The sequence below is a fragment of the Quyinboa mangrovi genome, assembly GCF_042219825.1.
Taxonomy (GTDB): domain Bacteria; phylum Bacteroidota; class Bacteroidia; order Bacteroidales; family UBA5342; genus JBHJHP01.
The window spans coordinates 38,916-59,969 of record NZ_JBHJHQ010000008.1 but is presented as its reverse complement, the minus strand read 5'-3'; the positions used below and the strand labels follow the sequence as shown (position 1 = coordinate 59,969).

Annotated in this window: 21 protein-coding genes; 12 read left to right on the top strand and 9 right to left on the bottom strand. The window is 38.5% G+C overall.

Translation table 11 applies throughout. The annotated features are described in order from the left end of the window. Positions 1 to 28 precede the first annotated feature (28 nt). Positions 29 to 1,327, bottom strand: a complete 1,299-nt coding sequence (locus ACE1ET_RS16760) for a 1-acyl-sn-glycerol-3-phosphate acyltransferase (RefSeq protein WP_375729577.1) — start codon at positions 1,325 to 1,327, stop codon at positions 29 to 31. After that, positions 1,324 to 2,325: a bile acid:sodium symporter family protein gene (locus ACE1ET_RS16755; RefSeq protein WP_375729576.1), complete on the bottom strand. Its 1,002-nt coding sequence runs from the start codon at positions 2,323 to 2,325 to the stop codon at positions 1,324 to 1,326. The genes ACE1ET_RS16760 and ACE1ET_RS16755 overlap by 4 nt, the downstream gene beginning before the upstream one ends. Before the next feature lie 652 nt (positions 2,326 to 2,977). Here ACE1ET_RS16755 and ACE1ET_RS16750 point away from each other — a divergent pair. From ACE1ET_RS16750 to leuB, 5 genes are read left to right on the top strand one after another with little or no spacing between them, the layout of a single operon-like run. Then, entirely contained in the window at positions 2,978 to 4,471 is a 1,494-nt protein-coding gene (locus ACE1ET_RS16750; RefSeq protein ID WP_375729575.1) for a 2-isopropylmalate synthase, read from the top strand. Positions 4,472 to 4,497: 26 nt separating this feature from the next. After that, a complete protein-coding gene (gene leuC, locus ACE1ET_RS16745; RefSeq protein ID WP_375729574.1) occupies positions 4,498 to 5,898 on the top strand; it encodes a 3-isopropylmalate dehydratase large subunit in 1,401 nt (466 codons plus the stop codon). 51 nt (positions 5,899 to 5,949) lie between these two features. Then, positions 5,950 to 6,546, top strand: a complete 597-nt coding sequence (gene leuD / locus ACE1ET_RS16740; RefSeq protein ID WP_375729573.1) for a 3-isopropylmalate dehydratase small subunit — start codon at positions 5,950 to 5,952, stop codon at positions 6,544 to 6,546. 31 nt (positions 6,547 to 6,577) lie between these two features. Then, positions 6,578 to 8,098, top strand: coding sequence for an alpha-isopropylmalate synthase regulatory domain-containing protein (locus ACE1ET_RS16735; protein WP_375729572.1), 1,521 nt, complete (start codon positions 6,578 to 6,580; stop codon positions 8,096 to 8,098). Between the two features lie 28 nt (positions 8,099 to 8,126). After that, positions 8,127 to 9,197 (top strand): 3-isopropylmalate dehydrogenase, encoded by a 1,071-nt coding sequence (gene leuB / locus ACE1ET_RS16730; RefSeq protein WP_375729571.1) that lies wholly within the window; start codon positions 8,127 to 8,129, stop codon positions 9,195 to 9,197. A gap of 102 nt (positions 9,198 to 9,299) precedes the next feature. On the opposite strand, the gene ACE1ET_RS16725 is transcribed toward leuB, so the two are convergent. From ACE1ET_RS16725 to ACE1ET_RS16715, 3 genes are all read right to left on the bottom strand, one after another. Then, a complete protein-coding gene (locus ACE1ET_RS16725; protein WP_375729570.1) occupies positions 9,300 to 9,737 on the bottom strand; it encodes a hypothetical protein in 438 nt (145 codons plus the stop codon). Between the two features lie 264 nt (positions 9,738 to 10,001). Next, a complete protein-coding gene (locus ACE1ET_RS16720; protein WP_375729569.1) occupies positions 10,002 to 10,946 on the bottom strand; it encodes a mechanosensitive ion channel family protein in 945 nt (314 codons plus the stop codon). Between the two features lie 222 nt (positions 10,947 to 11,168). Further along, positions 11,169 to 12,305, bottom strand: coding sequence for an aldose epimerase family protein (locus ACE1ET_RS16715; protein WP_375729568.1), 1,137 nt, complete (start codon positions 12,303 to 12,305; stop codon positions 11,169 to 11,171). Between the two features lie 226 nt (positions 12,306 to 12,531). On the opposite strand from ACE1ET_RS16715, the gene purU reads away from it, so the two are divergent. The 6 genes from purU to hisIE are packed head-to-tail and all read left to right on the top strand — an operon-like array spanning position 12,532 to position 16,659. Further along, positions 12,532 to 13,410 (top strand): formyltetrahydrofolate deformylase, encoded by an 879-nt coding sequence (purU, locus tag ACE1ET_RS16710; protein ID WP_375729567.1) that lies wholly within the window; start codon positions 12,532 to 12,534, stop codon positions 13,408 to 13,410. Position 13,411: 1 nt separating this feature from the next. Further along, on the top strand, positions 13,412 to 13,957 hold the full coding sequence (locus ACE1ET_RS16705) for a TlpA family protein disulfide reductase (RefSeq protein ID WP_375729566.1): 546 nt from the start codon (positions 13,412 to 13,414) through the stop codon (positions 13,955 to 13,957). A gap of 2 nt (positions 13,958 to 13,959) precedes the next feature. Continuing rightward, on the top strand, positions 13,960 to 14,559 hold the full coding sequence (gene hisH, locus ACE1ET_RS16700) for an imidazole glycerol phosphate synthase subunit HisH (protein ID WP_375729565.1): 600 nt from the start codon (positions 13,960 to 13,962) through the stop codon (positions 14,557 to 14,559). A gap of 1 nt (position 14,560) precedes the next feature. Further along, entirely contained in the window at positions 14,561 to 15,289 is a 729-nt protein-coding gene (gene hisA, locus ACE1ET_RS16695) for a 1-(5-phosphoribosyl)-5-[(5-phosphoribosylamino)methylideneamino]imidazole-4-carboxamide isomerase (RefSeq protein ID WP_375729564.1), read from the top strand. Positions 15,290 to 15,291: 2 nt separating this feature from the next. Next, positions 15,292 to 16,047 (top strand): imidazole glycerol phosphate synthase subunit HisF, encoded by a 756-nt coding sequence (gene hisF, locus ACE1ET_RS16690; RefSeq protein ID WP_375729563.1) that lies wholly within the window; start codon positions 15,292 to 15,294, stop codon positions 16,045 to 16,047. A gap of 15 nt (positions 16,048 to 16,062) precedes the next feature. Further along, the gene (gene hisIE, locus ACE1ET_RS16685; protein WP_375729562.1) at positions 16,063 to 16,659 is read left to right on the top strand and encodes a bifunctional phosphoribosyl-AMP cyclohydrolase/phosphoribosyl-ATP diphosphatase HisIE; all 597 of its coding nucleotides are present in this window, start codon (positions 16,063 to 16,065) and stop codon (positions 16,657 to 16,659) included. 53 nt (positions 16,660 to 16,712) lie between these two features. Here the strand turns inward: hisIE and trxA (ACE1ET_RS16680) are convergent, their stop codons facing one another. Both trxA (ACE1ET_RS16680) and trxA (ACE1ET_RS16675) read right to left on the bottom strand, forming a co-directional pair. Then, entirely contained in the window at positions 16,713 to 17,225 is a 513-nt protein-coding gene (gene trxA / locus ACE1ET_RS16680; protein WP_375729561.1) for a thioredoxin, read from the bottom strand. Between the two features lie 26 nt (positions 17,226 to 17,251). Continuing rightward, the gene (gene trxA, locus ACE1ET_RS16675) at positions 17,252 to 17,608 is read right to left on the bottom strand and encodes a thioredoxin (protein ID WP_375729560.1); all 357 of its coding nucleotides are present in this window, start codon (positions 17,606 to 17,608) and stop codon (positions 17,252 to 17,254) included. Positions 17,609 to 17,761: 153 nt separating this feature from the next. Between trxA (ACE1ET_RS16675) and ACE1ET_RS16670 the strand changes: the two genes are divergently transcribed. Then, positions 17,762 to 19,171: a CCA tRNA nucleotidyltransferase gene (locus ACE1ET_RS16670; protein WP_375729559.1), complete on the top strand. Its 1,410-nt coding sequence runs from the start codon at positions 17,762 to 17,764 to the stop codon at positions 19,169 to 19,171. Between the two features lie 6 nt (positions 19,172 to 19,177). Here the strand turns inward: ACE1ET_RS16670 and ACE1ET_RS16665 are convergent, their stop codons facing one another. Then, entirely contained in the window at positions 19,178 to 19,987 is an 810-nt protein-coding gene (locus ACE1ET_RS16665) for a purine-nucleoside phosphorylase (protein ID WP_375729558.1), read from the bottom strand. Continuing rightward, on the bottom strand, positions 19,959 to 21,050 hold the full coding sequence (lpxK, locus tag ACE1ET_RS16660) for a tetraacyldisaccharide 4'-kinase (RefSeq protein ID WP_375729557.1): 1,092 nt from the start codon (positions 21,048 to 21,050) through the stop codon (positions 19,959 to 19,961). Before lpxK ends, ACE1ET_RS16665 begins: the two co-directional genes overlap by 29 nt. Between the last annotated feature and the right edge of the window lie 4 nt (positions 21,051 to 21,054).

Here is a 21,054-nt window from a genome sequence, read left to right as displayed (position 1 = left end):
GTTCAATTTTTAAATTAACATTTCAAAATTATTCTTGCCGTTCCGATAAAGAAATTTTTAACTGGGATTTCAGGTTGTTAATGTCTTCTTTTAAAACGGTTATCTTTCGGGAAATAAGAAAATATCTCCACGTTACTTTTAATAGGTTCAGGTACCTTAATGTATATGATCCAATGAAAAATAAAGCAAAAAAAACGAGGATCGAAATCCGGATATCTGATGAAAGGATTAAAGGAGAAATAACGAATGCGAATAATGCATATGATACAGGTGCACCTAAAAGCATAAACATGTATTTGTAAGAGCTTTCAAACTGCCGGTCCTTAAGGTTGCGGTATAAAAACCACGGCGGTACTGTGAATAACTTTGTAGGTAGATAGCCCGCAATGCAGAGAGGTAATCCTAAAATAAGTTCTAAATATGTGAGAAACTTTGGCTTATTAGAAACAGACAGATCTGAAGGGCAAAGGGATAAACTTCTAAGCTTTTCCAGTAACGAATGTGCCTCGCTTAAAAGTGAGTCTTTTTTTTCTGAATTTAAATCCGTAAGGTTTCTGATAAAGGTTTGGGCAGACCTAAGGTAATCCCGGGTGTGTTTTTTGTTCTGAACCGTTTCTTCCAGGTTTAGTAATAATTCGGTTTCGCTATAACGTTCGGTGTCTTCAATGTTTAGTATGAGTGGTTTTATCCCTTCTGCAATTTTATCCCGTAAAATGATATGTGTCTGCTGAGGATTTTCTCCATATGATGTTTTCAGCTCATCTACCATAATTGGTTTCCCATAGTTTACCCAAATATCGGCCTTGAACCCAAAATAATTGCTATAGTGTATGCCAACCGGAACGATTTTAAGATTGAGATTGAAGTTATGTTTTTCTTCTGCCATAAGGGCAATTCTGGGGATCCCTTTTTTTAAAGGTAAAAGAAAATTCTGTCCGTGATGTCTTGCTTCCGGGAATAATGCGAGCTGTTTTTTTGCCTCCAGTACGCCGATGGATTCATTAAATGTTGAGTCATTATTTCTAAGTGATTTTATTCCATCGCGGACTCTGTAGACCGGCAAAATTTTCAAAAACCGAAGGACTGGCCTGTTAATTGAGCTTTTAAAAATATCTGCTCGGGCAAGAAATACAGGTTGAAGTGGAGTAGTTAAAAGTACTGCCAAAGGATCCATTAGTGCATTTTGGTGATTAGGCCCGAAGATTACAGGATCACCAACAGGAATGTTTTCCAGACCCGATACATAAATCTTTTTGTAGAAAAGTCGATGCGTAAATTTTACATACCGTTTAAAAAGAGCGTAAAGTTTAGAGGTTTGATGGATCATTTCCTTTTGGATTTGAATACATACAGAAAGGACGGAGTCCATTGTGACGGTTCATTCCGTATATCTTTTCTGGATAAAAAGAAAGCGATAGTTAATCCTGAAATAATGTGCCAGATTCCCCACCAGGCAGCAATCATTGCCATACCTCCCAGTTGAAGTTCCGGAGGGAAGATCTTTGGGTTGAAAATCAGGGCCAGTGCTAATCCTGAATTCTGAATGCCTGTTTCTATAGTTATGGCACGCCTGCTTGGTCGGTTAACTTTTGCAATTGTAGCAATGCTGAATCCTGTTAGTAGCGCCAGTCCGTTATGGATAAGGACAATAAGGAATATAAGGTGAATGTAATTCTGAAAATGATCGAAATTTGCAAATAAGGCGCCGGCAACGAATCCCAGGAAAATGATAATACTGATAATACGGAGTGGTGATTTAATCTTTTGGGTCATTTTGGGAAGATAATGTGCAAAAATGAGCCCTAGTATAAGGGGAATTCCCAATAGTATAAAGACTGTTTTAAATATCTGGAAAATGTCAATCTCAATCGGTCTCAGAAGTCCCTCTGCAGCTATTTTGCTGTAATAATCAATATACATACTTCCCCAAAACGAGAAATTTAACGGGGTCATAAATATGGCGGCCAATGTCGCGATGGCTGTAAGTGTTACCGATAAAGCAGTATTTCCCTTGGCCAAAGCTGAAATGAAATTTGAAATATTTCCTCCCGGACATGCTGCAACGAGGATCATGCCAAGCGCAACTGTAGGGGTTGGTTTTAGAATTACAACCAGCACAAATGTAAATGCCGGAAGTGCTATGAACTGTGCAATTACACCGGTAATAACCTGTTTGGGAGTATAAAATAATTCTTTAAAATCCTTAAACTTAATTCCCAGTGCAACGCCAAACATGATTAATGCCAACGCAATATTCATGATATCAACGGATTTGGCATTAAAGTTTAAAACTACACTATCCAGTTGCCTAAGTGATTCTTCCATCCTTTGAAAATTGTGAAAGTCAGAAAACAAAAATCATAAAAAATATCAAGATATAAAAATATTTGGATATCGGTTTAAATATACCGTTTTATCATTTACATTGCTCAGTGCCATAATGGCTCTTGTAGTAGGGTTTGTTAGTAAACAGGTTGATTACATTTTTTTATTGCAAAGCAGTAATCTTTAAACAATTGAAGCGTGTTAATGTTATAATTTATAATCAAAACAATATTTATTGATATAAATTATTAAAAATATTTGGTCTTTTTATTACAATCCGTATATTTGCAACGCAAAATTTAAATGTAAACAATGAAACAAACAATAACCATTATCAGCCTTCTACTTGATATTCTAATTCTTGGATTTAAGAGTTGAGAATGGTGGATAATGTATGTTGTATAATATAGGGCCATTCTCAACAGGATGGCCTTTTCGATTGTTTAAGAGGTTTGTATTAAATGGGAGGTCTTGACCCTATTGATATTATGATGAGGACAAAACAGTTAAAAACAGAATTAATATTCATTAAGCAGATATTCCGGTTTGGTGAGTTCGGTAATAATTTACGACTCCCCTTGTGGGGTGTGGAATAAGTTATTTCAAAAGTGAATTATTAACAATTTTCAAATTAAGAAACAAATAACAAATCATGGATAATAACAGAGTTTATATTTTTGACACAACGTTGAGAGACGGTGAACAGGTTCCTGGTTGTCAGTTGAACACGATTGAGAAAATTCAAGTGGCCAAAGCACTTGAAGAACTTGGAGTCGATGTTATTGAAGCGGGATTTCCGGTTTCCAGTCCTGGCGATTTTCAATCTGTTGTGGAGATTTCCAAAGCCGTAAAAAATCCTACAATTTGTGCTTTAACCCGTGCAGTAAAGAAGGATATAGAGGTTGCTGCCGATGCACTTAAATATGCTAAAAAGGGAAGGATTCATACGGGAATCGGAACGTCACCTTATCATATTAAGTATAAACTTAATTCTAACGAAGATGAAATTTTAGAACGTGCTGTTGAAGCGGTAAAGTATGCTAAGAAATTTGTCGAAGATGTTGAGTTTTATGCAGAGGATGCAGGTCGTTCAGACAATGTTTATCTTGCAAAGGTAGTTGAAGCTGTAATTGCTGCCGGTGCTACAGTGGTTAATATTCCAGATACTACCGGATATTGTCTGCCCGTTCAGTTTGGTGAGAAGATTAAGTTTTTGTTTGATAATGTGTCAAATATTGAACAAGCAATAATTTCAACACATTGCCACAACGATTTAGGTATGGCAACAGCTAACACAGTCAGTGGTGTGATGAATGGTGCACGTCAGGTGGAGGTAACTATTAACGGAATCGGAGAGCGTGCTGGTAATACTTCTCTTGAGGAAGTCGTTATGACGTTGAAAAGTCACGATCTTGGTTTAAAAACTGAAATAGATACCAAGAAAATATTCCAGACCAGCCGTATGGTTTCCTCTTTAATGAATATGCCGGTTCAGCCGAATAAGGCTATTGTAGGGCGGAATGCTTTTGCGCACTCTTCAGGAATTCATCAGGATGGTGTTTTGAAACATCGTGAGAATTATGAAATTATTGATCCGGTTGAAGTTGGGATCAACGAATCTTCTATAGTTCTTACAGCGCGTTCAGGACGTGCGGCATTAAAGCACAGACTTGAAGTACTTGGTTATACCATGGTACAGGAGGAACTGGATAAAGTATATCAGGAGTTTTTGAATCTGGCAGATAAAAAGAAAAATATTACAGATGAGGATCTGTCTATTCTGATGGGTGAGAAAGCTCAGGGGCAGAAAAATATTAAGCTTGATTTTCTGCAGGTGGTAAGTGGTAAAACCACAATTCCAATGGCTACGGTTAGGCTGAATATTGAAGGTAAAATATATTCATCTACTGAACCTGGCAATGGTCCGGTTGATGCTGCAATAAAAGCTGTAAAAGAGATCGTTAAGAAAAATGCGCTTCTCGAAGAGTTCCTGATTCAGGCAATAACAAGAGGAAGTGATGATATTGGAAAGGTTCATATGCAGCTGAAATATAACAACAAAATTTATTATGGTTTCGGTGCTAATACTGATATTGTTACAGCATCTGTTGAAGCATATATCGATGCGTTGAATAAATTTAATTAATAAGGAAGAAATAATTTAATATAAAAATGGGAAAGACACTTTTTGATAAAATTTGGGATGCTCATGTTGTGACAGAGGTCGAAAACGGACCGACTCAGTTGTATATCGATCGTCATTTTGCACATGAAGTTACCAGCCCACAGGCATTCAATGGTTTAAGGGAGAGAGGTCTGAAGGTTTTACGACCGGAGAAAACTATTGCAACGCCGGACCATAACGTACCAACCTGGGATCAGGATAAACCAATTAAGGATCCGATTTCAAGATATCAGGTGGAAACACTCACAAAAAACTGTAATGATTTTGGAATTACACTTTATGGTCTTGGAAATGATCGTAACGGTATTGTACATGTGGTAGGACCTGAAAATGGTTACACTTTACCCGGTATGACAATTGTATGTGGTGACAGTCATACCTCTACTCACGGAGCCTTTGGAACAATTGCATTTGGAATTGGAACCAGCGAGGTTGAAATGGTTCTGGCAAGTCAGTGCATTCTGCAGCCAAGACCCAAAAGAATGCGTATTAATGTGGAAGGTAAACTCTCAAAGGGAGTAACGTCGAAAGATATTATTCTCTATATTATTTCACAGATATCAACAGGTGGTGCTACAGGTTATTTTGTTGAATTTGCCGGAAGCGCATTCCGCAGCCTGACTATGGAGGCACGTATGACTGTATGTAATATGAGTATTGAGATGGGAGCACGCGGCGGTTTAATTGCGCCGGATGAAACTACTTTTGAGTATTTGAAGGGCAGACCATTTGGTCCTAAAGGTGAAGAGTGGGAGAAATCATTGGCTTACTGGAAAACGCTGAAATCTGATGATGATGCGGTATTCGATAAAGAATATAATTTCAAAGCTGAAGATATTGAACCAATGATCACGTATGGTACTAATCCTGGAATGGGAGTTGGTATCTCAGGTTCAATTCCCACGCTTGAAACAGTTGATAAGTCCGGACAGAAAACTTACCTGAAATCTTTGGATTATATGGGCTATAAGCCCGGCGAAAACATGAAAGGTAAGAAGGTTGATTATGTCTTTGTGGGATCATGTACAAATGGTCGTATTGAAGATCTTCGTGCATTTGCTGCATTTGTTGACGGTAAGAAAAAAGCACCGGGCGTAGTTGCATGGATTGTGCCTGGTAGTCGTCAGGTAGAAAAGCAGGCTCAGGAAGAAGGTTTGATCGAAATCATTGAAAAAGCAGGATTCTTAATGCGACAACCAGGTTGTTCGGCTTGTCTTGCCATGAACGATGATAAGATCCCTGCCGGAAAATATTCTGTATCTACATCAAACAGAAACTTTGAGGGACGTCAGGGACCAGGTGCCCGCACAATGCTGGCGAGTGTGCTTACAGCAGCTGCAGCAGCAGTTACAGGTGTAATTACAGATCCGAGAGAATTAATGGATTAATGAAACAAGCATTCATTATCTCTGATTATTTCACAAGAAAAAATTATTAAAATGGCTATAGAAAAAATAAATGTTGTAAAATCATCGTGTGTGCCTTTGCCGATTGAAAACGTGGACACCGATCAGATTATACCGGCCCGCTTTCTGAAAGCTACAACCCGCGACGGATTTGGTGACAATCTTTTCAGGGATTGGCGCTATGACAGCAACGACCAACCAAAACCGGATTTTGTGTTGAATGATCCTACTTATTCAGGGCAGATTCTTGTTGGTGGAAAAAACTTTGGTAGTGGTTCCAGTCGTGAACATGCTGCCTGGGCAATTGCCGGATACGGATTTAAAGTTGTGGTTTCAAGTTTCTTTGCAGATATCTTTAAAAATAATGCATTAAATAACGGAGTTCTTCCTGTTCAGGTAAGTGAAGGGTTTTTAAGTAAAATTTTTGAAGCTGTAGATATGGATCCCAAAGCTTCTCTTACTGTTAACCTTCCGGATCAGACTATTACCATTGATGCAACCGGGGAAAGCGAAGCCTTTGAAATAAACGGATATAAAAAGAACTGTTTGCTGAACGGTTATGATGACATTGACTATCTGCTCAGCAATATGGATAAAATAAAGACCTGGGAAGTATCAAGTTTTTATTGATCTTCATATTAATCGGGCAAACAAATAAAACATGAAACAGCAGGTTGAAATTATGGATACTACCCTGAGGGATGGAGAACAGACCTCAGGCGTATCGTTTTCACAAAATGAAAAAATAACCATTGCAAGGATACTGCTTGAGGAGGTCAGGGTTGATCGTCTGGAGGTAGCTTCGGCAAAGGTTTCAGAAGGGGAATTTAACGCTGTTAAACGAATTACCGGCTGGGCCTCAGAGCATGGGTTTTTAAATTCAATAGAGGTTTTGGGGTTTATTGATGGTAAAATTTCGGTGGACTGGATTCGTGATGCCGGTGGTAAGGTGCTGAATTTGCTTGCCAAGGGGTCATTACGGCACGTAACCCAGCAATTGCGAAAAACACCTGAACAGCATATTGCCGATATTAAGGATACAATTGCTTATGCCGTATCTCAGGGAATACAGGTTAACCTTTATCTGGAAGACTGGTCAAACGGTATGGTAAATTCACCGGAGTACGTTTTTCAGCTAGTGGCTGGATTAAAAGATGAACCCATTGAAAGGTTCATGTTGCCGGATACTTTGGGAATTCTGAATCCGGATCAGACCTACGGGTATTGCAGCAACATGATTGAGCGTTATCCTGATTTACATTTCGATTTTCATGGGCATAACGATTACGATCTGGCAGCAGCCAATGCTTTTAGTGCTGTAAAAGCCGGGGTGAGTGGTTTGCATGGAACCGTAAACGGAATGGGAGAACGGGCAGGTAATGTTTCGTTATCGAGTTTAATTGGGGTATTACATGATCAGTTAAAAGTAGAGACCAACCTGGACGAGTCCAGAATCACCAAGGTGAGTAAAATGGTTGAGACATTCTCCGGGATTCGGATACCTGCCAATAAGCCGCTTATTGGTGAATTTGTGTTCACCCAATGTGCCGGAATTCATGCGGATGGTGATAATAAGGATAATCTTTATTATAACGATCTTTTACCTGAACGGTTTGGCAGAACACGTTCTTACGCGCTTGGGAAGACATCAGGTAAAGCAAGTATTCAGAAAAATCTTCAGGAGTTGGGGATTGATCTGGATCTGGATTCGCAGAAGAGGGTGACTCAGAGGATAATTGAACTGGGAGACAAAAAGGAACGGGTAACAAAAGAGGATCTGCCTTATATTATTGCTGACGTTCTGGAAAGTGGTGAACATGAAAGTAATATTGAGGTGCTGAATTATTCTCTGTCTCTGACATATGGTTTGAAGCCAATCGCCAATGTAAAAATCAGGATTTACGATAAAACTTACGAAGATAACAGTGCCGGAGATGGTCAGTATGATGCTTTTATGAAAACAGTGTGGAAAATTTATAAAAGGCTTAAAAAGGAACATCCCGTATTAATGGATTACTCGGTATCTATTCCTCCCGGAGGTAGAACTGATGCACTTGTTGAAACCACTATTCTATGGTCATATAACAACAGGGAGTTTAAAACCCGTGGGTTGGATGTTGACCAGTCAGAGGCAGCTATTAAAGCAACCATGAAAATGCTGAACCTCATCGAAACATTTTAAGAGATTAAATCAGAAAGGAATATTAAAAATGAAATTAAACATTGCAGTTCTTCCCGGTGACGGGATAGGTCCTGAGATTGTTGATCAGGCATTGAAAGTGACAAAAGCCGTTTGTGCAAAATTTGGTCATGAATTAACGTATGAATTTGGTATTACAGGTGCTTCGGCAATTGATAAAGTTGGGGAGCCATATCCTGATACCACACATGAGCTATGTATGAACTCAGATGCAGTATTGTTTGGCGCTATTGGTGATCCGAAATTTGATAATAATCCAAAGGCAACTGTACGACCGGAGCAGGGACTGCTGTTAATGCGTAAAAAGCTCGGTTTGTATGCGAACCTTCGCCCTGTAGTAACTTTCCCGTCATTAATTCATAAGTCACCATTACGTAAGGATCTGGTTGAAAATGCGGATTTTATGTGTATCAGGGAGCTGACTGGCGGAATTTATTTTGGGGAGAAAGGGCGCTCAGAAGATCGGAATACTGCATATGATACGAATACCTACACGCGTGAAGAAATAGAACGCATCATCCATCTGGGATATGAATATGCTATGAAACGCAATAAGAAGCTGACAATTGTTGATAAGGCAAATGTGCTGGAAACTTCTCGTCTGTGGAGGGAAGTCGGACAGGAGATTGCACCACAATATCCTGATGTCAAAACCGAGTTTATGTTTGTTGATAATGCTGCAATGCAGATTATTCAGTGGCCGAAAAATTTTGATGTAATGGTGACTGAAAATATGTTTGGTGATATCCTGACAGATGAAGCATCTGTAATTACGGGATCGCTTGGTATGTTGCCATCTGCTTCTATTGGTATTCATACCAGTGTGTTTGAACCAATTCACGGATCTTATCCACAGGCTGCAGGTAAAAACATTGCAAACCCTCTTGCTACTGTTCTTTCGGCAGCTATGATGTTTGAATATGCATTTAATCTTATGGATGAAGGTGCGTTGATCAGGCAGGCTGTTAATGCATCGATGGATGCCGAAGTTGTAACGGAAGATATTGCTAATGATAAATCGAAGGCCGCAAAAACTTCAGAAGTGGGTGACTGGCTTGTTGGTTTTATAAAAAGAGCTTAAGCGAAGAAAAATATGAAAAAAAGCTGCCCGGGAAGGCAGCTTTTTTAATGTAACTGTAATCACCCAAAACCTGTTGAATCCAACCATTCAACAAGGTAAACTTTAATGCTTTATAATCTTGTATTTTTTGATTTGCTCATTTGATTTGTAGACTGAAAGATAGCATGTTTCAAATTCGTAATCTTTTATTTCTATACTTTCCTTTGAGTTTTTAATCTGTTTCTCAAGCAATGTCTTATCCTGTCCTTTAAGGAGGAATCTGAGATCTTCACTATTTTTCCCAAAAGTAAGTAAGGTAATATTCTGTTTGATGGGATTCGGAAAAGCAGAAACACGAACAGAATGCGTCTCAACACTTTCCATTGTAATCACTTCAAGCTCTCCCTGAATATATGTCGCCTTTGGCGTTAATGCATTTGCTTTCAGTTCTTCGACCGGAGCTGTATCATTAGCTTCTGCTTTATTTCTGTTGCTTCCCAGACTGCTAAGGGAGAACAGAAGTGTGATCAGAACAAACGTAAATAGGATATTGGATTTCATAGTAAAAGTTTTTTCGATAATAATTTGTTTTATATTTATTGTAAATATAAGAAAAAATAAATTAAAATTAACAAAAAATAAACAATAAAATTAAATAATATTAAAATCGGAGAGGGAGAAAAGTATTTAAATTGTGTAATTTGGATTAACCTATCGTTTGCATTGAATCACTATAAATAAATGTTAAGCCGCGTGGTGAAATGATAATCAGAGTAAAAAAGGAGCTCTGTGGCTCCTTTTCAAAATTATATAGGCATTCGTGTTTCAGTTTCTGGCTGATTTTGCATGTTCCTCTGCTTTCTCCATTGTTAATCTTAGCGGATCAATTTCTTCACCCCAGTAGATAGTCTGGTGAGGGAATGGGATTTCTATATTTTGTGTATCGAAAGCTTCTTTCAGACGTTTACGGTATTCACGTCCAACTGTCCATTGTTGGATAGGTTTGGTTTTAATTCTCCCTTTCACAACAAGTGCACTGTCACCAAAACTGTCGAGTCCGAATATTTCCATCGGTTCAAGTATTTTATCTTCAAATTCCTTATCATTTTTCAGGTCCTCCGCAACTTCCTTCATGATTTTCATAACCTGATTCAGATCTTCCTTGTAAGCAACGCCAATATCAAAAACCATAGCCGACCATTCTTTTGTCATGTTTGATAGGGAGTTAATTTTACCGTTTTGAAACACATGAACCACACCTGCCATGTCACGTAAGGTTATAGTTCTGAGTTCAATCTTTTCAACCAAGCCACCCGTGCCGTTTAGGATGGCTACATCTCCGGTTCTGATCTGATTTTCAAGCAAGATAAAAAATCCGGACAGGAAATCCCGTACCAATTCCTGAGCTCCGAAGCCTACCGCGAGACCAAGGATACCTGCACCGGCTAAAATTGGACCTATGTCTATATTTATTTTTTTCAGAAATATCATTATAAAAACAGCCCAGATAATCACGGAAGCACCTTTTCTAAGAATTCCCATTAATGTATTTAAACGTTTTTCTGCTTCTGTATTGGGTTCATCAGGTGTTTGGTTTATCGCACGTTTTGCCAGAATATCTCTCAGTTTTGTTATGAAAAATGCCATTACTTTGAGTGAAATGATAAGCAAGACAATCAAAATTACAATGGAAGGGAGTTCTGTTATGACCCAGTTTGATAATGTACTTATTACTTTTTCCCAGAAATCAGATGTGAATAATTTATCCATGCTATTAAGTTTTAGTTTGTATATGGTATGGATATGTTTAAATATTATGCCAATTAATTGTATTGCGGCTTAATCGGCATAAATAAAGAGTGCCAGCATTGGACGTTATGGGAAATTATGATATGATTGTGGAAATAATATGAATTTTGTAGAAGCTTTACGCAGTTTTAAGGATAAAAAAAGCCCTCAATAGAGGGCTATTTTTATATGTTAATGAGAGATTTATTTTACATCGAATTTATAAATACAGGTATGTGTATAGGTTTCACCCGGGTTTAATACAGTTGTCGGGAAGTTTGGTTTGTTTGGTGAGTCTGGAAAATGCTGTGTTTCCAGACACAATGCGGTTCTGTAGTTATAGGCATTTCCACTTTTACCAATTACAGTTCCATCAAGGAAATTACCACCATAGAACTGAATTCCTGGTTCGTCTGTATGTACTTCCATGTAACGACCACTGACCGGATCATAAACACTGGCAGCTAATACCATTGCTTTTGGTTCAGGCTGATTCAAAACAAAGTTGTGATCATATCCGTGCCCTAGTATCAATGGCGTATAGTCATCGTTTATGCGTTCACCAATTTCCGTTGGCGTAGTAAAGTCCATAGGTGTTCCGGCAACAGGAATAATTTCGCCTGTTGGTATTAAAACTGAATCAGTCGGAGTGAAATTATCTGCATTAATGTATAAAACCAGGTCATTAATTGTTCCGTCACCTTCGCCATGCAAATTAAAGAAACTGTGATGTGTCAGGTTTAAAACTGTTGGTTTATCTGTTGTTGCTTCGTAATTGATTTTAAATTCATTATTGTCAGTCAGCTGGTAAGTCATATGAACTGTTAGATCGCCGGGATATCCTTCTTCGCCATCTTTTGAAACATAGGTGAATTTAACGGTATGGTCATTAACTTTTTCCATATCCCATACAACAGCATTGAATCCTTTTTTACCACCATGAAGGCTATTGTTGCCATCATTTTTTGACAGGTGATATACCTCTCCATTCAAGGTGAACTCAGCGTTCGCAATCCTGTTTCCGTAACGACCTATGGCTGCTCCGAAATATGGTTCATATGTCATATAGTCATCAATATTATTGAATCCTAAAACGATATCTGTAAATTCACCATTTTTATCGGGAATCATAAGGCTTACAACCTTAGCGCCGAAGTTGGTAACTGTCATTTCCAGACCGTTTTTATTGGTCAGTGTTACAAGCGAAACCTGTTTCCCGTCCACCACTTTATTGAAAGCCTGAGGATCAATTCCTGCTTTGTTAGCCGGGGCTTTGGGCGCGCAGGAATGTATTAATGCTATAGCTGTTAAAATGAATACTGTTTTAAAAAGTGTTTTCATAATACTGGAATTTGTTGTATTTAATTTGAGTAGCTAAGATACTATGTTTTTTGATGTAATCAAACATCAAATTTATGGTAATACAAGGCTTAATACATCTTTACTCATGGCGTGAAAAATAATTGATGAGTGATTAATATGTTTGTTTTACAACTGTTAGCGTAATTATTACTACTTATTAAATGCTTTTGGTTATTTTTGCAAACCAATAATAAAGTTAAAGAAGATGGTTGGTGATAAAAACGGACGGGAGACAGCGGTATTGTTGATGCATTGTCCGGATAAGCAGGGAATTCTGGCTGCTATTACTGAATTTATCAACGAAAATAACGGAAATATTCTTTACCTTGATCAGCATGTTGACAGGGAGGAGGGTATATTTTACACACGTATAGAGTGGGACTTGAAAGGTTTTGTGATCCCAAAGGAAAAGGTGAAGGATTATTTTGAAACATTGTTTGGAATCAAATACAATCTTACCTGGTGGCGGATATATTTTTCCGACAGAAAACCACGAATGGCAATTATGGTGTCTAAAATGCCGCATTGCCTTTACGATTTACTGGCGCGTCATGCTGCCGGCGAATGGGATGTGGAGATTCCGTTGATTATAAGCAATCATGATGATCTTGCGCATGTGGCAGAACAGTTTAAACTACCCTACCACCATTTTCCTGTGACAAAAGAAACCAAGGATGAAGTGGAGGCAGCTGAACTGGCTTTACTGAAGAAAAATGAGATCGACTTTATTGTACTTGCCAGGTATATGCAGATTCTTTCGGCAGATTTTATTGGGAATTATCCTGAGCGGGTTATAAATATTCACCATTCATTTTTGCCGGCTTTTATGGGAGCCAAGCCATATCATGCGGCACATCAGAGGGGGGTGAAAATTATTGGTGCCACCAGTCATTATGTTACTTCAGATTTGGATGCCGGTCCGATCATTGAACAGGATGTGGTTAGGATTACCCATAAAGATTCAGTTTTAAGCCTGGTACGTAAGGGCAGAGACCTTGAAAAAATTGTGTTATCAAGGGCCGTACAAAAGCATCTGGAAAGGAAAGTATTGGTGTATAAAAACAGAACAGTAGTATTTAGTTAGAATGAGAACATTTTTATCATACGCGTTTTTGATCGTATTATTCGTTGGACTTGGTATTAAAGTTTCAAACGGAGAAGTAGTGTCGAAAGATGACAGAGGCTATATTGTGGAAGTTGGACAAATGGCTCCTGATTTAGTACTTCATTTAGTAAGTGGTGATACCGTTTCTCTTGCATCACTTCGGGGGAAGGTCGTGATGCTCCAGTTTACGGCCAGTTGGTGCAGTGTATGCCGAAAAGAAATGCCTTTTATCGAAAGTGAGATTTGGCAGAAATATAAATCCAGGAACGATTTTTTCCTTGCTGGTGTGGATCGGGATGAGCCTCTTGATAAGGTTCAGGAGTTTGGAAAAACAGTTGGGATTACATATCCGTTGGCGTTGGATCCTGGAGCAGATATTTTTGCCAGGATTGCGCTAAAAGAAGCCGGAGTAACACGAAATGTGATTATCGATAAAACCGGCAAAATTGTTTACCTGACCAGGCTCTTCAACAGGGAGGAGTTTGATGCCATGAAAGAAAAAATTGCAGAAATTCTTGAGCAGTGAAAATGAATGTTGTCATTATCAAATATAATGCAGGAAATATACGATCGGTGTATCATGCACTTAGCCGTTTGGGTGTTGAAGCTGAAATTACTGCCGATCATGACAAAATAAAAGCCGCCGATAAGGTTATTTTCCCAGGCGTGGGTGAGGCCAGTACAACCATGGCTTACCTGCAAAAAAACGGATTGGATCAGCTTATAAAAGAACTGAAACAACCTGTTTTAGGGATTTGCCTTGGTATGCAACTTATGTGCAGCCATTCTGAGGAGAATGATGTGGATTGCCTCGGAATCTTTGAAAATAAGGTAAAATTGTTTCGCCCAGAATCGGGAATGGAGAATGTGACCAAGGTTCCTCATATGGGTTGGAACAGCCTTTCGGTTCCTGAAAATAGTTTTATACCGAAAGAAATTAGCGGAGAGTACATTTATTTTGTGCATTCCTATTATGCTGAGTTGTCAAACGAAACGGCTGCATCTACAGACTATATTGTTTCGTTCAGTTCTGCCTTACAGAAAGATAATTTCTACGCTACACAGTTTCATCCTGAGAAAAGCGGATCGGTAGGTGAAAAGATTTTAAAAGCATTTTTAGCGTTGTAAAATGATTGAAATAATCCCGGCAATAGATATTATTGATGGCAAATGTGTGAGGTTGAGCCAGGGAGATTATTCCCAAATGACCACCTACAGGGAAGATCCACTGGAGGTTGCACTGGAGTTTGAGGCGAACGGAATAAGTCGTTTGCATCTGGTTGATTTGGACGGCGCCAAAGCAAAACATATTGTAAACTGGAAAGTACTGGAGCGGATTGCTTCAAAAACTAATCTGGTCATTGATTTTGGAGGCGGACTGAAAACAAACGACGATTTGAAAATTGCATTTAATTCAGGCGCGGCAATGATAACCGGTGGGAGCATTGCTGTTAAAGATCCTGAAACTTTTCAGAAATGGATTGATGCATATGGCGGTGAAAAAATTATTTTGGGGGCTGATGCCAAAGACAACAAAATAGCTGTAACCGGCTGGACAGAAGATACCGATATGGAAATCGGATCGTTTATTAAGCGATATGTTGAAAAGGGAATCCGTAAAGTTATATCAACCGATATAAGCAGGGATGGAATGCTGACGGGGCCTTCAACCGGGTTGTATAAATCGTTATTGCATGAAATACCAGGATTATATCTGATTGCAAGCGGTGGTGTAAGTTCGTTTAAAGATATAACTGAACTTGAAGAAAATAATGTGCCGGCAGTAATTACCGGAAAAGCGATTTACGAGGGTAAAATTTCTCTGGCGGAAATTAATCGCTATATATTAAATGCATAAATATGTTAGCAAAACGCATTATACCATGCCTTGATATTAAAGATGGTCAGACTGTAAAGGGAATAAACTTTGTGGGTATTAAGGCCGTGGGTGATCCTGTGGAGCTTGGCGCTTTGTATGCGCAACAAGGTGCTGATGAATTGGTTTTTTTGGATATTACGGCAACGCACGAAGGGCGAAAAACCTTTGTGGATCTGGTTGGACGAATTGCACATCATATTAATATTCCGTTTACCGTTGGTGGTGGAATCAGCGAATTGAAAGATGCTGAAGCATTACTTAATGCGGGTGCTGATAAAATTTCTGTAAATTCATCTGCTGTGCGAAATCCTCAGTTGATCAGTGATCTGGCAAAAAACTTTGGGAATCAGTTTGTGGTGTGTGCTATCGATGCAAGGGAAGCAAACAATCACTGGACTGTAACTGTTAATGGAGGTAGAATTCCAACCGATAAGGAGTTGTTCTCCTGGGCAAAGGAAGCTGAATCGCGCGGAGCAGGTGAAATATTATTTACCAGTATGAACCATGACGGGACGAAAAATGGTTTTGCTAACGATGCGCTCAGAACTCTTTCAGAGAATTTATCAATTCCGGTTATCGCATCCGGAGGTGCAGGTACAATGGACCATTTTGTTGATACTTTTACAAAGGGAAAAGCTGATGCCGGTCTGGCAGCCAGTATTTTTCACTATAAAGAGATTGCAATTAAAGATTTAAAACAATATTTGCATAATAAAGGAATACCAGTAAGATTATAATTTAATAACAATAACATGAAACTTGATTTTGCAAAAGGTGACGGCCTCATTCCTGCGGTCATTCAGGACTCAAAAACCAACAAGGTATTAATGCTTGGTTATATGAATGAAGAGGCGTATAATAAAACAGTTGATGAAAAACTGGTTACTTTTTACAGCCGTTCAAAGCAAAGATTATGGACAAAAGGTGAGGAAAGCGGTAATTTTCTTAAAGTTGTCAGTATTTTATCCGATTGTGATGATGATACTTTACTGATCAAGGTAAAACCAAAAGGTCCTGTGTGCCATACAGGTGCTGATACCTGCTGGAATGAAAAGAACAGTGAGGACATTATGTTTATCAAGCAGCTTCAGGATTTTATTGAGAAGCGCAAAGAAAAGATGCCGGAGGGATCTTATACAACTAAACTTTTCAATCGTGGGATTAATAAAATAACCCAGAAAATTGGAGAGGAAGCGGCTGAGGTAATTATTGATGCCGTTAACGGTACCGATGAAGGAATGATAATGGAGGCAGCAGATTTAATGTACCACCTGATTGTCATGCTGACATATAAGGGTTACAGGATTGAAGACGTTGCTAAAGAACTCAGAAAACGCCATAAAAAATAACGCATAAAAAAATCCGGTTGTTTAAACCGGATTTTTAATTTTTTACTTTATTCTTATTCTGGTTTTTCAACTTTAAGTACTTCTGTAATAATTGATTCCAGATCTGACTGTGGTCTGTAACCCATAACAGCCTGTGGTTGTCCTTCTTTGGGAACAAAAACAATAGTAGGCAGACTCTGAATTCCAAAAGCACCGGCTACTTCCCGGTTTTCATCTGTATTGATCTTATAAATCTGAACCTCGCCTTTATATTCTTTCTGAATAGCTTCCAGGTGCGGTGCTAACATTTTACATGGCTGACACCAGTCAGCGTAAAAGTCAAGTATAGCAGGCTTGTCACCCTTATAGTTCCATTCTTTACTATTAACGTAATCAAAAACCTGATCCCTGAATGTTTCAGATGTTAAATGGATTACACCTGCATTTGCCTCTTCGTTAGGCAGTGCATCTATCACCTCACTCTTCTCCTTGGTTTCACCTTTTGCTTTGTTCGAGCAATAAGAGAAGTTTATCAAAACGAAACCTGAAACTAATGCTATTGCCAGGCTTTTAATACTCTTTTTCATATTTGTTGTTTTGTTCCTTTAAAGGATTATTTTACATTGAATACGTCTTCAAAAGCTCTTTTGAAAGTATCTTTTGGCAGTGCACCCATAGCCATCTGTGGTTGTCCGTCTACCGGTACAAACAAAATTGAAGGAATACTCTGAATACCAAATATAGAAGAAACTTCCCTTTGAGCTTCCGTGTCAACTTTATAGATATCAATTTTGCCTGCATATTCATCGGCCAGTTCTTCCAGAATAGGAGCTACCATCTTACATGGCCCACACCAATCTGCATAAAAGTCAATTACTGCAGGTTTTTCTCCTTCAAATTTCCAATCTTTATTTTCTACCCAGTTGAAAACCTTTGATTTAAATGTCTCGTCTGTTAAATGCTCAATCATCGTAAATTTTTTTTAAATTAATATATAAAAATCTATATATCAAAATATGTGCCAGAAAAAATTTGCTGACATCTATATTAAAAAATATCTTTTAATTTTGTCACCTTTTAAGCTGAAACAATATCATCTGTTTCGTTGTTCATGGATTAACAAATGATAAGATATCTCAAACATAGGGTTTTTAAAGTAATTTCGGACATTTCGGAAGAGGAAAATGTGAGATGCTTTGTGATAGGTGGTTATGTGCGTGACATAATCCTTGAAAGGCCTTCGAAGGACATTGATGTTGTTGTACTGGGGGACGGGATCAGGATTGCAGAGCAATGTGCAAAAAGATTAGGACAAAATGTCAGTGTGCATGTATTTAAGAATTTCGGGACTGCACAAATAAAACTTAATAATCTGGAGATTGAGTTTGTTGGAGCCAGAAAAGAGTCGTACAGCAGGAATAGTAGAAAGCCTGTAGTAGAAAGTGGAACTCTGGAAGATGACCAGAACAGGCGTGATTTTACCATTAATGCACTGGCACTTTCACTGAACAAGCAAAATTTTGGGGAGCTGTTAGATCCGTTTAACGGTCTGACAGACATCAAAAATAAACGAATTGTCACCCCGTTGGATCCGGATATCACATTTTCGGATGATCCCTTGCGCATGATGCGGGCTGTAAGATTTGCAAGCCAGCTGGATTTTTCAATAGATCCGGAAACTTTTGACGCTATTCAAAAGAATAAAGAAAGGATTGGTATTGTCTCCAAAGAAAGGATCGTAGATGAGTTAAATAAGATCGTGCTTTCATCAAAACCATCCGCAGGATTTGTATTATTGGAAAGAACGGGACTTTTGCAGCTTATTTTTCCGGAACTGGCAGCCATGAAAGGTGTGGATGCAAAATCAGGTGTGGCTCACAAAGATAATTTTTACCATACTTTACAGGTTTTGGACAATTTGTCGAAGGTTACCGACGATCTGTGGCTAAGATGGTCTGCAATTTTACACGATATAGGAAAACCCAGAACCAAACGTTTTGATGATAATCTTGGCTGGACTTTTCACAACCATAATTTTGTGGGATCAAAAATGATCCCGAATATTTTCAGGCGCATGAAACTGCCACTGAACGAAAAAATGAAGTTCGTACAAAAGATGGTAAATCTCCACATGAGACCAATTGTGTTGGCAGAGGATACCGTGTCGGATTCTGCGGTGAGGCGTTTGTTGTTCGAGGCAGGTGATGATATCGATCATTTGATGAACCTCTGTGAAGCCGACATTACTTCAAAGAACGAGGCGAAGGTGAAGCAGTACCTGAATAATTTTAAACTGGTACGCGATAAATTGATAGAAATTGAGTCAAAGGACAAAATTCGAAACTTTCAACCACCGGTTACCGGCGAGGAGATAATGGATACGTTTGATCTGAAACCATGTAAGGAAGTTGGCGATATAAAATCAGCCATAAAAGACGCCATCCTGGACGGCATTATCCCTAACGAATACGATGAAGCCAGAAAATATATGCTGAAGATCGCTGAGGGGATGGGCCTGGAACCCATCCGCTAAGGATTGTTAAAGTGAATCTACCAAACCTTTAATTATCTGAGTCATTTTTGGTTCTGCCGCTGCGGCAACATGTTGTACCTCTTCGTGCGAAACTTCTACAATTTCCCCGGGAACACCACTGTCTGTTATGATAGAAATGGCGAAACAGCGCAGACTCATATGGTGCGCTACAATAATTTCCGGAACAGTGGACATGCCCACAGCATCAGCTCCCATTTTTCTGAAATACATGTATTCCGATGGTGTCTCAAAAGTTGGACCGGAGGTTCCCACATATACACCCTTTTTTAACTGGATATTATTTTTACTCGCAATATCAAAAGCTGTATTAATAAGTTCAGGATCATATACCTGGCTCATATCCGGGAATCTGGGGCCGAGTTCATTATAGTTTCTTCCTCTCAGCGGATGTTCGGGGAAATGGTTGATATGATCGTTTAAAACCATAATATCACCGACTTTGAAATCGGGATTTAAACCACCGGATGCATTGGAAACCATCAGGGTTTTTACTCCAATAAATTTAAAAACACGCACCGGGAAAGTCACTTCTTTCATGTCATATCCTTCATAATAATGAAAGCGACCCTGCATGGCCAACACGGTTTTATCATTGATTTTTCCTTTAATAAGTCTTCCCTCATGTCCCTCAACAGTTGATACCGGAAAATTCGGAATTTTATCGTAAGGAATGGTTTTTTCAATTTTAATTTCATTCACGAGACCACCCAATCCTGTTCCCAGAATAATGGCAACGTCAGATACAAACTCTTCTTTTTTCAGGAAATCAGCGGTTTCTTTTATTTTGGCTAACATAATCTAAAATAGTTTTATCAAATTCCTTTTTCCCGTTATAAAGTAACTCAACTCTGACGGGAATATAATATAATATTGATTTAATTTCTTTCGGTATAATTTGTTCAATTTCAATCAGTCTTATGGCATCTTTTTCAGTTGTTACGATAACCTTGTCAGAATTTTCAATTTCTCTGAAACGTTTTAAAATAGTGTCAAAGTCCTTTTGGGTAAACTGGTGATGATCCGGAAACTCAAGTAGCTCCGACTTTTTGACAACGCCGTCAATATGTTTTTTAAAAATATCAGGATTTGCAATTCCCGTAACTATTAATGCCGTAGAATTTTCATTTATACTTTCAAATAACCTGGTATGATTAAAAACGGATTGTGGCTCGCTGTACCTTAAACCCGTAAAATACAGGCTTTGATGTGAAGATGTTTTAAAACGTTTTTTAAGGATCCTGAGATCAATTGGTTTTAAATTTTCAGGACATTTTGAAACGACGATAATGTTCGCTCTGTGTTTCTCTTTTTCTGGTTCGCGTAGATTCCCCGCAGGTAAAATTCTGTCTTCGTCAATCGGGTTGTTATAGTCAATAATTAATATAGAGAGACCCGGAACAACATATCTGTGCTGATAGGCATCGTCCAGTAAAATAACATCGTACGGTTTTTTTGTTTCTTCTCCCAGGTTTAAAAGAGTCTGAATCCCTTCTTTGCGTTTGGCATCTACTGCCACAGTTATTTTTGGGAATTTACGTTTTATTTGTAGGGGTTCATCACCAATATCCTTTACTGTGGATTTGCGTGATCCCAATACAAATCCCTTGCTTTGACGCTTATATCCCCGGCTTAGAACAGCCAGGCAGAATCTGTTTTGTAATAGCTGGATAAGGTATTCGGTATGTGGTGTTTTTCCGGTTCCTCCAACTGTAATATTTCCAATGGATATGACAGGAATATCAAATTTCTCTGATTTTATGATTCCCCAATCAAATAACAGGTTACGTGATGTAACAATTATTTGGTACAAAAGAGAAAACGGCCAGAGAAATATAGCAAGTTTCTTCCTGTCGGGCATAAAT